The organism is Crinalium epipsammum PCC 9333, from assembly GCF_000317495.1.
GTDB classification, from domain to species: Bacteria; Cyanobacteriota; Cyanobacteriia; order Cyanobacteriales; family PCC-9333; genus Crinalium; species Crinalium epipsammum.
On record NC_019753.1, the window covers coordinates 1,716,219 to 1,732,155 of the forward strand.

At 40.0% G+C, this 15,937-nt stretch carries 14 protein-coding genes and 1 tRNA gene; 1 reads left to right on the forward strand and 14 read right to left on the reverse strand.

Annotated features, from left to right (window positions below):
- Positions 1 to 26: 26 nt before the first annotated feature.
- The 8 genes from CRI9333_RS07330 to CRI9333_RS07365 all read right to left on the reverse strand — a co-directional run bounded on the left by CRI9333_RS07330 (position 27) and on the right by CRI9333_RS07365 (position 9,048).
- Entirely contained in the window at positions 27 to 2,696 is a 2,670-nt protein-coding gene (locus CRI9333_RS07330; RefSeq protein ID WP_015202531.1) for a fimbria/pilus outer membrane usher protein, read from the reverse strand.
- Between the two features lie 388 nt (positions 2,697 to 3,084).
- Positions 3,085 to 3,843 (reverse strand): fimbrial biogenesis chaperone, encoded by a 759-nt coding sequence (locus CRI9333_RS07335; protein ID WP_015202532.1) that lies wholly within the window; start codon positions 3,841 to 3,843, stop codon positions 3,085 to 3,087.
- 79 nt (positions 3,844 to 3,922) lie between these two features.
- Positions 3,923 to 4,369 carry a hypothetical protein gene (locus tag CRI9333_RS07340; RefSeq protein WP_015202533.1) on the reverse strand — a complete coding sequence of 149 codons (447 nt, stop codon included), beginning with the start codon at positions 4,367 to 4,369 and terminating at the stop codon, positions 3,923 to 3,925.
- 178 nt (positions 4,370 to 4,547) lie between these two features.
- Positions 4,548 to 5,039: a hypothetical protein gene (locus tag CRI9333_RS07345; RefSeq protein ID WP_015202534.1), complete on the reverse strand. Its 492-nt coding sequence runs from the start codon at positions 5,037 to 5,039 to the stop codon at positions 4,548 to 4,550.
- Between the two features lie 98 nt (positions 5,040 to 5,137).
- Positions 5,138 to 5,647: a hypothetical protein gene (locus tag CRI9333_RS07350; protein ID WP_015202535.1), complete on the reverse strand. Its 510-nt coding sequence runs from the start codon at positions 5,645 to 5,647 to the stop codon at positions 5,138 to 5,140.
- A gap of 704 nt (positions 5,648 to 6,351) precedes the next feature.
- Positions 6,352 to 6,822, reverse strand: a complete 471-nt coding sequence (locus CRI9333_RS07355; RefSeq protein ID WP_015202536.1) for a DNA phosphorothioation-associated protein 4 — start codon at positions 6,820 to 6,822, stop codon at positions 6,352 to 6,354.
- 45 nt (positions 6,823 to 6,867) lie between these two features.
- Entirely contained in the window at positions 6,868 to 7,425 is a 558-nt protein-coding gene (locus CRI9333_RS07360; RefSeq protein ID WP_015202537.1) for a Uma2 family endonuclease, read from the reverse strand.
- 222 nt (positions 7,426 to 7,647) lie between these two features.
- The gene (locus CRI9333_RS07365; protein WP_041226459.1) at positions 7,648 to 9,048 is read right to left on the reverse strand and encodes a carotenoid oxygenase family protein; all 1,401 of its coding nucleotides are present in this window, start codon (positions 9,046 to 9,048) and stop codon (positions 7,648 to 7,650) included.
- Positions 9,049 to 9,309: 261 nt separating this feature from the next.
- Between CRI9333_RS07365 and CRI9333_RS07370 the strand changes: the two genes are divergently transcribed.
- Positions 9,310 to 9,762, forward strand: coding sequence for a hypothetical protein (locus CRI9333_RS07370; protein WP_015202539.1), 453 nt, complete (start codon positions 9,310 to 9,312; stop codon positions 9,760 to 9,762).
- Positions 9,763 to 9,852: 90 nt separating this feature from the next.
- Here the strand turns inward: CRI9333_RS07370 and CRI9333_RS07375 are convergent, their stop codons facing one another.
- From CRI9333_RS07375 to CRI9333_RS07395, 6 genes are all read right to left on the reverse strand, one after another.
- Complete coding sequence (locus tag CRI9333_RS07375) at positions 9,853 to 10,509, reverse strand: Uma2 family endonuclease (RefSeq protein ID WP_015202540.1); 657 nt, start codon at positions 10,507 to 10,509, stop codon at positions 9,853 to 9,855.
- Positions 10,499 to 12,562, reverse strand: coding sequence for an AAA family ATPase (locus CRI9333_RS07380; RefSeq protein WP_015202541.1), 2,064 nt, complete (start codon positions 12,560 to 12,562; stop codon positions 10,499 to 10,501). Before CRI9333_RS07380 ends, CRI9333_RS07375 begins: the two co-directional genes overlap by 11 nt.
- A complete protein-coding gene (locus CRI9333_RS27320) occupies positions 12,559 to 12,732 on the reverse strand; it encodes a hypothetical protein (protein WP_015202542.1) in 174 nt (57 codons plus the stop codon). Before CRI9333_RS27320 ends, CRI9333_RS07380 begins: the two co-directional genes overlap by 4 nt.
- 549 nt (positions 12,733 to 13,281) lie before the next feature.
- Complete coding sequence (locus CRI9333_RS07385) at positions 13,282 to 14,721, reverse strand: DNA phosphorothioation system restriction enzyme (RefSeq protein WP_041226460.1); 1,440 nt, start codon at positions 14,719 to 14,721, stop codon at positions 13,282 to 13,284.
- A gap of 249 nt (positions 14,722 to 14,970) precedes the next feature.
- Entirely contained in the window at positions 14,971 to 15,531 is a 561-nt protein-coding gene (locus tag CRI9333_RS07390; RefSeq protein ID WP_015202544.1) for a Uma2 family endonuclease, read from the reverse strand.
- Between the two features lie 264 nt (positions 15,532 to 15,795).
- Positions 15,796 to 15,882: transfer RNA gene (locus CRI9333_RS07395), tRNA-Ser, on the reverse strand.
- Positions 15,883 to 15,937 lie beyond the last annotated feature (55 nt).

Consider the following 15,937-nt stretch of genomic DNA (forward strand, 5'->3'; position numbering starts at 1 on the left):
GTGCAGAGTGATTTATAAACAAGCTTTTAGCTAGGAAATTTTAATATACCAATATCATAAACTCCAGTCTTATCAGAGGGAATCTCAAAGCGGATAGGATTCTCCTGATTTCCAAATAGGCGTAGTTCGTAGCGACCCGGTTTAAGACCTTCTAAAGCAAACTTACCTGCTTTATTAGTAAATAGAGTTAACGGCTTCCACTTAGGATCTGAAAGGGAAATAACTTCGCCCGCCTGTACAGAAACAGGTTCCCCTTTAGCATCTAGCAAAACTCCTCTCAGGAAAACACTGGCATCTGTACCGACACGAATTACAGTGCCGCTTCTATAGCTTGGTAGAAGATGATAAATACTTGGACCCAAATCATATCCTAATGGCAAATTTGGGGCATCTATATTAATAGTAGAAACTTGGTAAGGTTGTAGATCAGGAACCACTGCTGGTCCTAAGTTATCTGCCCTAGCAATATAGCCGCTTCCACCTGGGTTAATTCCAATTTGTTGACCTCTAAAATTTTCGTTGCGAGTTACAAGAGCAAAACTATTATTGATAGGGCGCGACCAGCCAAAATGCCCATCAGCAAAAACTAAGGCGGTTCCCCAATTTAGCCGAGTTGTATTGCTAGTAGCATCCGAAGCATCACGAAAGAGTAGAAAATCATGAGAAAACTCAACGTTAGCGCGGTAGCCTGTATAGCTTAATCGACCCGTTAGATCATAATCGGTTGGAGTATTTGCCACGCCTACAGAGGCATTAATACCGCCTATACTTCTGGGAGAACTGTAGTTCCAGGTTAAGCGGTTAGTAGGACTACTGGTATTTCTAACATCACTTGTTGCCTGAATTGATTGACGCTGCTTAGGTAAGAACAAGAAGAGGCTTAAGTAAGCTTGTTGCTCGTCTTGACCTGCACTGTTGCGACTTTGGTTGAGATTTAAGTTAACTCCCAGCCCATTTTTAAAAGATTTAGATAGTCCCAGAGAGAGCTTGTAAGTATCAAGCACCTCTGCCCGACCAAGCTGATAATTAGCACTTAAGTTACCACCAATTCCCCAGAAAAGCTTTTGGCTGTAATAAGCTGAGAGGTCGTAGCTGTAGTTATTTCGGGGGACGAGTCCACTTCCAGTAGTGAATTGAGATCCCTTATGCTCCAAAGCAAAGCGAAATGTGCGTTGAGAGGGATTATTTTCACCTGTTTGGAAGTAGTCGTAACGCAACCTCATAGCGTAATCGCTACCAATATCACTATCATGGCTTAACGCCATATCCCATCCCAAGTTACCAAAGCTTGTTGCCCAGACACCTTCAACACCTGCAAGTTGCTGTTTGGGGTCAGCTTGCAAATATCCGCCCATTGTCAAAGTGTCGGTTAACCCCCAGCGATGGGACAAGGTGAGAGTGGGTTGTGTGAAGTCGTAGTTGCGATCGCCCTTTTCAACCTTTGTAGGAAAACCAAGGCTGTAGGCGAACTGTTGCAAGCCAGGAGCAAGTAACTCGCCAGCAACAGGGGCAGGAAAATCAAGCCGTTGTACCCGACCGACATCATCAGTAATAATTAGTTGCACATTATTGATACCGCCGCTTAGTGGCAAATCGCGGATATCTTGCCGTCCAGGAGGTAACTGCAACGCCTGCGTCAGGCGACCATTGATCAACACCTCAACCCTTGAGGGTCTTTCTAGAAAAAACTCAAATTGGCTGATAGGTCGCGTTACGCGATAAGGTTGCAAAGAGAAATTTCGAGCAACAGTAATCCCAACCATTGGTCGGCTACTTTGATAACCTGTGATTGGGACAGAAAGATCGCCCGCTACATAACGTAATGCTTGGTCGGGAGCATCCCGTACTACCCGAAGATCGCCACGTACTAAATTAGGATTAGCTTTTTCTGTAAAAGCAGTGCTACCCTCAATCACCCAACCATTAAGATTTAAAGCTCCCTCAAAGTCGAGACTGAGTGGCTGTCTTCCTAATGAAGTTCCCTCTTTCCCTGACCAAACATAACTTTCACCACCCCGAAGATTGACATAACCGCTAATTCTGCTAGGATGCAAGGCATCTTTTGCGCCAGGAGGCAGATTTCCTTCTTGCACATTCAAAACATTGGTTTTGCGTTGCGCGGGTGGAACCTGGACTTGCAGCTTTAATTCTCGCTGATCGAAAGTAGCCTCTAAGCCATTTTGCCGCAATACTTCTAGTGTGAGATTTCCCTCTTTATCTATGGCTGCTCGTAGCTTTTCTTGAATATCAGGGCGAACAATCTCTGCGGTCTTTTCCAGAAATGCTCCTGCTTGGAAACGTACTTCAGGTGTACCTCCTGGCGACAGCACTATTAATATCTGCCCCTGCTCCTCCCCGTTAATCAAAAAGGAAACGACTACCCGCTGTACGCTACCACTGGTACGCGGACGACCAAAGATTCTTTGGAATAGGTCATCGTCTTGTTTTTCTGGTACTGGAGTCGATGGTTTGGAAGGAGTTGGCGACGCAGGTTGATTCTCTACTGGAGATGGCTGCTGAGGTTGGCTTTCAGTTGGAGTTGATGGCTGTGCTTGAGCGTTTCTTAATATTGATTGATCGGATAGTGTTTGCCCTAAAGTCGAAATGGGAAATAATAAGATTAAGCTACTACCAATTAGAGTGGTAGTAGTGCTAGTCATAATTAAGCCATTTTCCAGGGGTTTCCGGTGTTCCATTAAACACCCCTTATAAATTGTAAAACCTATTAATAAACAGGCAGGATATTAATTAAAACGGAGTAATAGATTTACCAATTTCATCCGTTTTGACTAACTTGGTTCTTTAGTTTGGAAATAAATTTATAGATGCGGGCAACGGCTGCTAAGTCAAGGTACAACAGATTTCAAGTTACACACCACCCGCGCTTTCCGGCATCCTACCTTAGCAAGGGGAGGGGTGTACTCTATTTAGATGCAAAGTGCTGTATCTAATCTATTTTACTGTTGAAATTCAGCAGTTGTCGAATAAGAATTTAAAGATGAGACTAAATACCTATCCGTAAACTGGATTAAATTTAGCAAGCAGCTTTAGACAAAAAATTTGCCTTTTGATGATTAAGTAGGATCAATCTTTAGGCTGTTCAAAATCAAATGTGGCGCTGACAGGACCCACAGGTAAACCAGCTGGCAACGGAATCACAAAGCGACGCTTGTTACCAGCTAGAATATTAGTTCCGCTGATATCCTTAAGTTGTTCGGGTTTAAGATCAACTTTCGTGGCTCCAGCAGTTAAATGTAATTGCAAGTTTTTTAAGATTGCATGGGCAGTTCCCTTATTAGACAGGGTGAATGCTAATTCATTAGCCCCATTAGCTCCCTTTTGCGGTTCAATCGTTTCCATTACCACATCAGGTTTTACATTAGCGGGACGAATATAGACTGAACCTAAGTAACGCATTAGTACTTTAATTTGACCAACAGGCTTGGTTACATTAGCTTGAGGCTTATCCAAATCTACAGGTACTTGTTCAGCAACAATACGATAAGCTAATTCCTTTTGGGGTTGAGCCTCGCCTACCCAAGTAACTTTTACAGTCTGTTGTTGCCCAGGTTCTAGCAAGATTTGGGGAGGGTAAACTAGGAAATCATCATCAGCTTCTTTGTAGCTTTCTTTCCCTGTTAAATCTACTTGCCGTTCAGACATGGAGACAGTTACGGCTAACTTCTCCTTACCATCATTAAGAACTTGATAAGACTGAGTTGCACCCGCACCCGATGGAGCAAAAGTTCTGGAAATTGGCAGTAGCTTGAAGGCAAATGCAGGGTTGATTCCCAACAAAAAGATAAAAAGAGAAAGAAAAATTTGTCGTAGTGAAAGCTTCATAATAACCTTGTGAATGAGTTTAGTTAATAAAGGTTTGCTTACTTATAGTTCCCTCAGCTTTATTGCCAAAGAACACAACTTAATTATCTGTAACAAGTAAAGAAATTGCTCCACTGTAGTTTCCTGGATCTTGCAGGGTAGCGGGAGTGTACTTGATGTAAAGATCCTTATTTACTTGTCCAGATGTGGATGTAGAAACTGTGTAGTTACCACTAGAAAAATCGCTGGCTACCGGAGGTGCTGATCCATCCGCAACCGTTGTTACTTCATAAGCAATCGAGCTTCCCCCAGGCTTAGTAATATTACCCACGCTAACGAATAAGCTAAGACCTGTGGAGTTGTCTGTAGTCAGGGCAATATCGGCTACTTTAATAATGTGCGTGCTGGCGCTACCCCGACCGTCTAAGACTAAATTACTTGCAATACTTGTAGCCGTTGATGTCAAAGAGGGTAAAGCAAAAGTAGGTTGTACTCCTACTAAAGCGAAGCAGAGAGATAGCCAAGCATATCGAAATAAATAGCTCATATAACTTATCTCAGTTTTCTGTACTACCACATCTGTAAAGTAGGCAGTGGCTCAGATAAATTTTGACTGCACTCAAGTTATAGAATAGAATAGAATAATCTTTACCTAGAAGAAGTTTTAGCCACTAAAGAAGCTGAAAAATGTTTAATTTCTGCTAACCGAAAAGTGAAAACAAACACTAACGCTTATGGACAATTATCAGAAGGACTTTTCCCTTATAAGTTCCTACCTGCCCAATATTTTTTCGATCATATTTGAGCAAAAGATCCAGCTTTCCTTTGGTTGCTTCCGTTGGAGATAGGCTGCCTGATTCTGCCAATTTTACCGTGAAGGGTATTTTCTCTCCTGAAGCATTTTCTAAGTAGCCGCCGAGGGAATCAACGTTAACTGTAAACTCTCCCTCACTGTTAGTCTGAAGATCTATACTATATAGTTTAGTTAATAAGGTGGAATCTTCATCTTTCTCTATAGTTAAAGGGTAATCATTACTATTGAGTTCTAAAGAAAATTCAGTAGTTGTTGATTCAGTCTCTGGCGTAATTGTCATTTGGGGATAAACCACACCCCGAAGGAGGATTTCATCGCCACTGGCTTTTGTAGCGCTAATAGCTGCGGTACTAACTAAGAAGCCAAAGGTCAGCATAAAACCATAGTCTGAAATTCTCGACATGGCTCATACTCGTGTGAGTCGAACTGTCTAATTAAGATGAAGTTGGGGCAACTTAGTAGAGTTACCCCAAGCTTGTCATCTAGTTGGAGAGAACTTTCTTATTTATCAACAACAGTTACGCTTACACTTGCAGTGTAATTACCAGGGTCTTGCAGCGCATCTGGCGTGAATTTCATCGACAGATCTTTGCCATTGCTTCCAGCTGCATTAGCGCTAGCTGTAGAATAGGTGTAGGCAGTGCCAGAGGCTACGGTAAAATCGCCACTTGCTGCGGCTGTGCCATCGTCTGTTACTACTACTTGAAAAGGAATATCGGCTCCACCACTTTTAGTTAAACTTCCAGAGCTAACTGTTAACGTATAACCAGTATTGTTGTTAGTGCTGACTGCCAAATCAGCGATTCTAACAATTTGTTCTGTAGCGCTATTTAAGGGCAAGTTAGCAGCACTATTAGGACCAGCAGTAGGGGATGTTGTCAGAGCCAGGGTGGAAGTCACTGTACCCGAAAGGTTCACCGTATCAGCAAAAGCTGCGGGTGAGAAAGCTGCTGCTGCACCGATAACTAGACCAGAAGCGATAACTGCGCGGCGGATAGATTGAAAAGACATGATGTTTTCTTCCTATGAGTTACAAAAAAAGTTAATGTTGGGAGTTGAGAGTTTTGAGAATTAGTACTTAACTTATGCTGTATATTTCAGCTTCAGGAAAGTTTGATTGAACAATCAAACTAATGAGAGTTGATATATATAGCAGTAGAACTTGTAGATGCTTAGATTGAGAGACAAACCTTTAAAAAACTCTGCAAATTAATTGTTGTTAATTTAGCTTGGCTTGAAGATTTGCTTTTCTTTAGCCTTGTTTCGTCTCTCTTTCTATTACTATATTCACCTGAAAAATAGCTGGTGTCTTTGGTGAATCTACCGAACTTTTATATAGTTTTTGAATGTAAAATTTTTGTTACATTGTGCCACTACCTAGTATTGACAACAATCTGCTAAAAAATGTCTAGGATTTATAGGAGGCAAGGATTTTGGAAGTGTTGCTATCAAAGCAAAACTAAATTGTTGTCACAGAAGATTGTTGTGAAATATTAATACTCACGAAAAATTACTTAAGCTGCACAGGTAAATATAGATGTTCCCCGTAAAACTAACAGGTTGCTGTGTATCTCCTTAGAGGTAGGTAGAGATAACTGATGGGGATAACTGGTAATATGCTGCAATATCTCTATCAGTGACAATACCGAGTGGGATTTATACCTAGTACAGATCAGCTAAATCATTTCAGTGAGCTTGCCTTTTCCCTTCCCTAATCAACCAAGAAATCTACTGAGATCAAATTCTCCTGGCGACTGCTCTTGCTGATCACGCTGTAAACTCAGCATTAATAACAGTCTTTCGGTATAATCTACCGCGCCTCTTAATTCTTCTCGCAAGATTTCCAAACCGCCGTTAGCATATTCTTCAAATATATGGATGCGATCGCTCTCAACTTCTACATCGTTCGGTGAGAGAATATTGATATCCTGAGTTTCTGCGATCGCCAGCAACTTAATCACCAGATCGTAACCCCTAGATATAAAGATATCGATCGCAATTGGTCCTGGTTCCTTGCGAGATATTTCCCCTAGCGGTACACGCTTTTTGTGCTTCGCGCCTAAGACTGCGGAAAATGCGATCGCATCAGCATAAGTTTGAAATGCCCCCGTTGTCCCAGGTGCAACAGTTAATTCTTGTACTAAATCAGCTTTATCCTTAGCAATTTTTATGCGACTTTCAGCCATTAGTTCTAAATTTGCAGGTTTTAATTTTCTACAGTCACCTAAATATTACGGAAAAAGTTGAGCAACTGGGACTGTAATTTCTGGAAAAGCCAACAGTGAAATTGTGTCATTCTCCTTTAATACAATTTCTTGCTGATAACTTGCATCTTGAGGTTGGCGAAAGACATAAATTTGTCTGTTGTTTACGTCCAATACCCAATAATCAGGGATATTAGCTTGAGCATAAATACGTGATTTTAAATTGCGATCGCTATTTAGTGTAGTACTTGCTACTTCAATTAGTAAGAAAATATCATCGGATGTAGGATGATTATCTTGGTATCGTCTAAAGTTGATACGAACTACAGCAATATCTGGTTCTGGTTCTGAGTTAGGACGCAGTGTAATAGGTAACTGCACACGGATAATAGCTTGACCTGGTATTAATTCCCTGAGATAGTCAGATGCACATTGGGTAGTAGCTGCGTGGGGTGGTAGTTGGGGACTCATTTGGATAATTTGCCCTGCAATAAGTTCAACTTGATCATCAGTCGTCAAAATTTCAGTTTCAAGCATCCGGTGATACTCATCCACAGTCCACAAGCGTACATCTGTAGTAGTCATAACTTTTTAGTTGATTAAATAATAAAACTTAGTGTCAAAATCAGTTATTCCATCTGTGTTCATCTGTGTTTATCTGTGGTTAATTTTCTAAAAAATGGCTTCGGTAAGAATTTTAGTAAATTATGCGATCGCACTTTCCATCATCTTCTATAACTTATTTCAGCATTATCCCCCCTCCCTGAAGAGCGGGAAGGGGGGCAGGGGGGCGGGATTTCCTAAATACTAAACAGAAACAGCCAACTGTTCCTCACTAATCCAAATTCCGTGAAAACCATAAGGAACACGCTGAGGAATAATCACACGCGCCACAGGTTCACCCGTCACATCTTCGGCATTAACTACCACCAATTCCGAAGAATTCGACTCCTCATCATAAACGAAAGTAATCAACCAACCATCATCTTCATTAGTAGCATCAGGACGAGGTACAAACACCGCCTCACCACCATAACGCCCATGTCCAAATGTGTGAGTTTCCGACTTACCACTACTAAAGTCATGCTTAATCACCCCATCAAATAAGGGAATTGCACTAGCTGTCAACTTAGCTGTGTAGCCATAGCGTGTCTTACGTCCTAATAAGTTTTCATTCACACGGGGAAAATCTGAACTCGCATCATCCAGCATTTCTTCCCGTACCGCACCAGTTTTCAGATTAAACCGCCATCTGTACAAATGGGGGCTTTCATCCTCAGTTTCACTTTTTTTGACATCCGACATTAAGACAGTAGTAGAAGCCACGCGACAGGCAAGCAAAACAACTTCATCCCCTTCCTCATAAGCATTAAGGGTGTGGTAAATGTAACAAGGACTGCTTTCAAACCAGCGAATACTGCTATTATCACCGTGACGTGGGACAATACCAAAACGACTAGAGCGATCGCTCTCAAACATAAAAGCTGGCTGTCCCCGTTGCATTCTTTCTGGGCGAAAAGTCAACGGCAGATCCAAAAAGATGCTGTAATGCTCAGTGATAGCAAAATCGTGCATCATCACACCCACTGGTAAATCAATGGGGACTGTCTGCAACAAATCACCCTCTGCTGATACCACACTATATTTAACAAACGGTGGCGCAAACAACGAGTAGCCAAAAAACATCATTTCCCCAGTAACAGGGTCTACCTTGGGATGTGCAGTAAAGGCAGATTTTAGCTGACCGCTATATGTATAACCGCCAATTGTATCTAAATCAGGCAACTTAATCGCGTGAGGTTCCCCCCCTTCCCACAGCGCCATCATCTGCCCCGCGTGCCATACTAAAGCCGTGTTAGCAACATTCTTGAAAGCACCATAAGGATTATTAGGTTGCGGTGGTTCTAACATTCCCGACCAAATTGCACGACCTGCATCATGTTCAATCTGATATCCCTTAGTGCGTACAAAGCGGTTGCAGTACGAAGCTTTACCATTGCTAATACGCACCCCATGCAACATTCCATCCCCATCAAACCAATGGTACTTCCCAATCGGGGGAAACTGAGGATTAGAGCCATTACGGACAAACATCCCCGATAATGTAGGAGGAAGTTCACCAATTACTGTGAGTTTCTCGGCTGTAATTTCTGTGCTTACTGGAGCAAAGTTTTCTTCTAGATAAGGATTAACTGCTGAGATCACCATTTTCGGTACTTTTTGCCCTTTAGCCCTTAATTTTAGCCAGTTTGGTTGTTTGCCTTGATTTTTCACTGGTATTGACCATACTGGCACAGCTATAGTAGATACAGCCTATGACTAAGGCAATAAATTTGCGATCGCACTTACCAAACTCATAGATATAAATACCATCACTTACTAAAATATTAAAATTACTTCTTCTCTTGCATACAAGCACATCTTCATGCTTATAATCTTTCTGTGAAAAACAAAAAATATGGATGTTAAATGCACAAAATTATCGGTTTAACTGTTGGGCTAATTACAGCAACAGCTTTATTAAGCAATATTAGCGTTTCAGCTAAAGTTCCTACGCTTTGGGTGAGAATACTAACAGTTCCAAATGCTAAGGATGGTTCCTCTGGCGTATATTTTGTTAATGAACCTTCTGTTATAAGTGGTAAACCATTACGTTATTTTTGGACAAGCTTACAATTTGACAAACCCGTGCCAATGAAACGTGGGAAGCAATCTGTTTTAGCTTACAAAGCTATTTCTTTTAGATCCGTTAATTGCAATCGAAAAGATGATTACAGGGTGTATAATAGGGCTTGGTTTGACAAAAATGACAAATTAATTACCAAAGATAAGGCTACAAATTCTCGTGGAGAAGTGATAAAATTAAATTTACTAGGAGATAAAGCAGCCGTTAACTATGTATGCACTCGTAAAATAAGTTAATTAAGTACTAATTACGCCAACATAATCTAGTTAAAAACAACCTAAACTTGATTGCATCAAGGCTTCTATAGCTAGGAGTTAAGCATCTTTTTAGCTTTGACTAAATGTTTGCAACAACCAGCGAGTAATTTCCCCATCATCCTGATTTTGACTGCGTTGTAAAGCTTCTTCCACAAGCGCAATAGTTAACCCTGGTAGCACCTGCGATTCCTGAATTTCCCCACTCCGCCCTTGAGATATACCAAAACCAATTATATCCCCAGTATTCGTATCAGCTACCCAATATTCTTGCACTCCCAACCGTTCATATAGTAACCGCTTTCTCCCTAAATCATCATTAATAGAAGTGGCAGCAATTTCTATCACTAAAGTTGGTGGGCTAAATTCATTTAAATCAATTGGTGAATTGGTACGCGGTGGTAGCTTAAATTCTGAACCAATGTAAAAAGCTAAATCAGGTTGGCATTCTGCTACACCTGGTTTACGGAAACTGCAATTAACTAAACCTTTAATTCTGATATTTTTCACAGATGCAAACAAATTTACAACATTGGTAAGAATGTTATTATCCTGACTGTGAATAGAACCGATAGGTGGCATTTCAATCCTCAAGTATCCTTCATTATAATAAAACTTAGCATCGGCAAACTTAGGGTCGTCAGCTAATGCTAGTAAATCATCAAAACTAGCTTTTACCCAAGTATCTGTCATTAAATCTAGTAACTTTGAGATTGCGCTAGAAATCATATTCCACCTCTATAATTTCAGTATAATCAAAACCATTCAAACTTTGCTTTACTAACGGATAGCGACTTGCACCTAAATCAATAAAATCTTGTTCGCAGTCAGGTTTAGAAGAATAATAAGTTAATACATATTGCTTACCAACAATTTCAGCTATTTCTGCTTCTACTTCTCCCCTCCATTGAGTCTTTGTCACTAAAACTATCAATTGATTTGCTAATCTCGGAATTATTTTAGCAATTTGCCTGCGATAAGTTTGATCTAAACTACCAAACGGTGAATCCATTACTAGGGGGAATGTGCTACTACTAGGCATCATTAATACTTCTTTTTCACTCCATTCGCGTACCCGATCAATAATTCCCCCAATAAAAGATAAGCTGAGAATTTGATTCTCTCCAGTAGAAGCTGCAACAGTTGTGGAGTTTCCTATAGCATTATCTTCTAGAATCAACTCATATTTTTCGCTTAATTGGGGTATATAAGGTGTAAAGGAAATTTCGCTAAATATTTCTTGGATGCGTTTTTCTAGCTGTAAGCGGAATTGTTGTTCGAGGCGCGATCGCACTTCTGTTAATCTTACTATTGTATCCTGTGTTACAGCAATTCTACGTTGAGAAACTGCTTGTTTTGCCTCATTCATTTCATGTTTAGCAACTTGTTTACCAAACTTGTCAATTTCGACTTTAATTTGAGCAATTTTTTGCTGATTTTCTCCTTCTTCCAAAGTTAAATCCCGAATTTTTTCGTCAATTTGATCAAGACGTTGTTGTAAATTCCGAATTTCTTCACTCGGATCTTTCCGCAACTGTTCCCTAATATCATCTAATTGCGTTTCAATCTCAGAAATAACTTCCCGTAAATATTTTATACTGGCTTGTTCTCGATCAATATCTTCGCAAAAACTAACAGCTTGCTGCTCAATTTCATCTACCTGAGTACTCAGGCGAATAGCGGTTTCTTCCACAGCAGCAATACTAGCTTTATCTAGCCAAGCTTTAACATTTTCATAAAAATAGTTTCCTTCAAATAACTCTGAACCGCAAAGACAACGTTGTTGATTTAATAAATCATAAACAAACTGCCGATCTATTCCCGTCATCAACTTGCCCTGCTGCTTTAAATCTTCTATAATAGCTTTAAATTCTTCACTAATATCTGGTAATAAAACCGTATAACCTCGCGATGAAATAGCTTTTTTTATTGCTTCTTTGCTCTTTTTAAAATTTTCCCTATGTAAAGCTTGCTGCCTTTCTAATTCTTGCCGCCTGAGTTCTAACTCTTTGGCACGACTAAGTTGGCGTAAACAATTGCTAGTTTCTTGTTTCAAAGTTTGTTGATGTGCCAACTCTTGAGCAATCTCACCTTGCCGCGTTTGAATTTGATCACCGTATTGCTCAATTTTATCCTGTTCTTTTAAAAGTTTTTTTGTTTCAATATCGCCAATAAACTCTAATTCTTTTTCTAAACTTTTTTTAGCTTGAGTGAGGTGGTGAATAGAACGGTTTAATATTTCCACGCCTAACAGTTTTTTAGTCGCCTCAGCAATTTCATTCCTTTTATCAGAACGAACAATTTGTTCAATTCGTTCCCCATCAAAAAAGAAATACTGATGCAAACTTTCTGGCAAGATTTTACCAATAATATCCTCTGGATGATCGCGCGGAAGCCCCCAGCTACCATCCTCCGCCGCTATTTGCATAAATAACTTACTAGGGGTTTGTTCAATTTCCCCTTTGTAAGCACGACATTCACGTTTAGCGCGGTAACGTTTCCCGTCATGTTCCCAAATTAACTCTGCCCAACATTCTACAGGTTGCCCTGGTTGTGATTCTGCGATCGCACGTTTATTTACTAATTGCTCTGATGACGCAAAAGCCGCAGTAAACTTTTCATACAATACCCAAGTAAACGCATTTAATAACCCAGTTTTCCCTGCTCCATTATTACCATGAATTACTGTGGTATTACGTTCATAATTACACGCTAACTCAATAGTTTTGCTTGTCCCATAAAACTGCCGAAAGTTGCAAAGTTTAATAGAAATTAACTTCATTGCACCACTTCTTTAATAATTTGCAGAACATCATCATTAATATTGCGGGGTTTGTCCATGTGCAGCTTATCTTTTTCCGCCTGTAAAACCCGCTCAATAATTTGACGCACCTCCGGCGGTGCATCTATAATAGGCTCCTGCACTTCATTAATATTAGATTCATTACTCATATTGCAGCTTATTTTTTAAAACTTGGCTATATTTTAGCTAATATGTAGAGTGTGTTACCCAACGCATAAGCGGGTGCTAAATTACCGGATGCTTTAAGAGTCTATCTGAAAAGTCGTTATAAGAGAATTTAACCGCAGATAAACGCAGATAGAAATTTGTAACTTATATTTAACAAAAATAGCGATTTTTTTGCTTCTTCCCTCTAGACAGCACTCTTTATTTGTGCTATGCTAAAGTCGATAAGGAAGAACTATCTTGCAACATTGCAAAGTTTAAAATTTTCCATTATGAATAAAATAAACAATTGGACAAAATATTTCTAGCCTTTGTAACTCTTCTTAACTTATTATTGAGTTTTTCCTAATTCCCAAGATACGTTTGTAGCCTCAGACAATAAAATTTTGGTTACATCTGCGTTTATCTGCGTTTATCTGCGGTTAAAAAAACCAAATTTGTAATTTTACGCTTATGAGTTTTACTAGCAACCAAGGCGTAAAAAGTTCTTCTCACCCTCCCTCCTCTCTCCTCTTTCCTCCCCCTCTCTTCACCTAAATATCCAACAAACCATATCTTTTTTGCACAGCTAAAAGTTTTACCCTAGCCTCTCCAGAATTATCTGCTAAATCAGCAAACTCCACCAACCGCCTTAACTCCTTGCGTAACAAATTCCGCTCTACTTCCAAAGTTTCTCGATCCAACTCTGGCGGTAGTACAATCATGTCAAACAAAGTAGCTCTTTCCTTACCAGGGTGAGGGCGTAAAACCCTACCGCGACGCTGAATAAACTGGCGAGGATTTCCACTACTAGCTAAAATTACAGCATTTTGAATAGCAGGAATATCTACCCCTTCATCTAAACAGCGAATTGCGACTAAACCCTGTAACTCTCCACATTCAAATTGGCGGCGTAATTCTTCCCTTTCATCTAAAGCAGTTTCCGCAGTGTAAGTGTTAACTCTGTAACCTAAATCAGTCCCCAAAATTTTAGTTACTGCTTTGAGTTGGCGCGTACTTTCCGTTGAACCATCACCACAATAAAATAAAGTATGGCTAGTTTCCATGCGCCTCTTCATTAAATTACGCAACGCTGTTAATTTATTAGCAGCAGCACCAATTAATCTTGCTCGTTGCATTAATAACGGCTTCAAATCTTGATCATCGCTTTCTATCCCAACAGCTTGCGCGTCTCGGTCGCGAAATTGCAGTATCCGTCCAATACTTTTAGTTAATTTAATATAGGTACGACTTTCTGTTTCTGTTAATTCTACTAAAATTGGGTAGTAAAGGTAATGTACCAGCGCATTTTGTTGAATAGCATCTTTCAGGGTAAATTCTGGTTCTAAAATCGCACCAAAATAATCAAATAAAGATTGCGTACCGTCTTCATCAAAATATCTTTCTGGTGTCGCAGAAAGTGCTAACCTCAAGCCGATGTTACGTGGTAAACTTTCTTCTCGGCGTTTCGCACCTAAATTATGAGCTTCATCTCCTACTATTAAAGTTTTATCTGGAAAATACTTTAACTGAGATTGCAAACCCTCGCTGCTTAGGCTGTCATTGGTAGTAATAACAGTAATAAAAGATTGATTACCGGAATGTAGATTATATAGTTGCGTAGAAAGTTGCGTTTGCCATTTGCGGACATCTTCAAAAGCGAGAATTGGTTGCAAGTTAAATTTTTCGCATTCACGCGCCCATTGGGTGACAAGATGACGAAAAGGACAAACAACGAGTAAGACTTGCAAACCAATTTTTTGGTAAAGTTGAGATGCGATCGCCAATGCTGTGATAGTCTTACCGCTACCAGTAGCCATTTTCAGCGTACCGCGTCCGTTATTAGCAAACCAGTTAGCGATCGCTTGTTTCTGATATTCTCGTAGTTGAATCTCATCCGGTATTTTGGGACATCCAGGCGGTGTTTGCTTTCCTTCTCCTGAATTAACAAAGTAAGTACCTTTAGATGCAGCTACAGCTAAAAATTTATTTATCGGTTGTAATGGATAATTTGTTGTATATAAATTCTGCTTTGTATCGCTAGGCGTGATGCCTAGAGGTTTATCAACTTTATAAATACCCTTCACAAGCCAACGCCCCTGATATTTAAGCTGCTGGAATTATTTTAGTGTGTCTGGTGGGTGGAAGTGCGATCCAACTTTTGATTTTAAGTTAATTGTTTGGCAAATAGGCAACTTAGGAGCAGGGACGCGAGGGTGCAGGGGAGAAAAGTCTAGATTTGTTTACAATTCGACATCTTCATAAATTTCTGCCATCGTCATTTCTAACCCTACAGATACTAAATTCAGCACATCCCCCTCACCTAAAGTTTTCACACTCCAGTTACCTTGATCATCTTTGCGGTAAATTTCAACCTTAATTTTTTCTTGATCAACTAGGAGATATTCTTGCAGGCTTTCTAATTGCCGATAATTGAGCAATTTTTCGTTACGGTCTATCCTGGCTGTACTTGGGGAAATTACTTCTACAATTAAACAGGGACGGGTTTTGAAATATTTTTCTATATCTTGGGCATCACAAGTTACTGATATATCTGGGTAATAAAAGATATCCAGCAGTTTAATTTTGACTTTCATATCTGATGAAAAAACCCGACAGCCACTCCCCCTTAAATGTGTACGTAGTCGGACATAGATATTTCCAGAGATGATGTCATGTGCCTCACTTGCTCCCGCCATCGCATAAACTTGACCCGCTATATACTCATGGCGGATATCGCACTTTAGTTCTAGTTGCAGGTATTCGTCAATAGTAATGTTAGATAATTGGGATTGAGCAAACATAGCTATTTTTTATTGATAAAAAAATGCTTTTAGTCAATTTGATGACTAAGAGTTTCAGAAATATTGAATGTCCGCGCCCTATCTGGCTACAGCTATATTAGCAATATTAATCTCTTTACAGTTTACGACTATAAAATAATTTAGTACATTTGTTCTACAAAAAAGCCATTACACAGGCTTTTACGATGCCCACGAGTTGGCACGCTTCAGAACGCATGGCAACCGAATTGTGGACAGCAGACAAACGGATAACAAATTTATCAACGGAGAGGGTGGGATTTGAACCCACGGAACCCTTGCGAGTTCAGCAGATTTCAAGTCTGCCGCATTCGACCACTCTGCCACCTCTCCAGGCGCGTTTTTAATCATACCAAGCTTATAGCGTTTCTGGCTAGTCTTTTTTAGC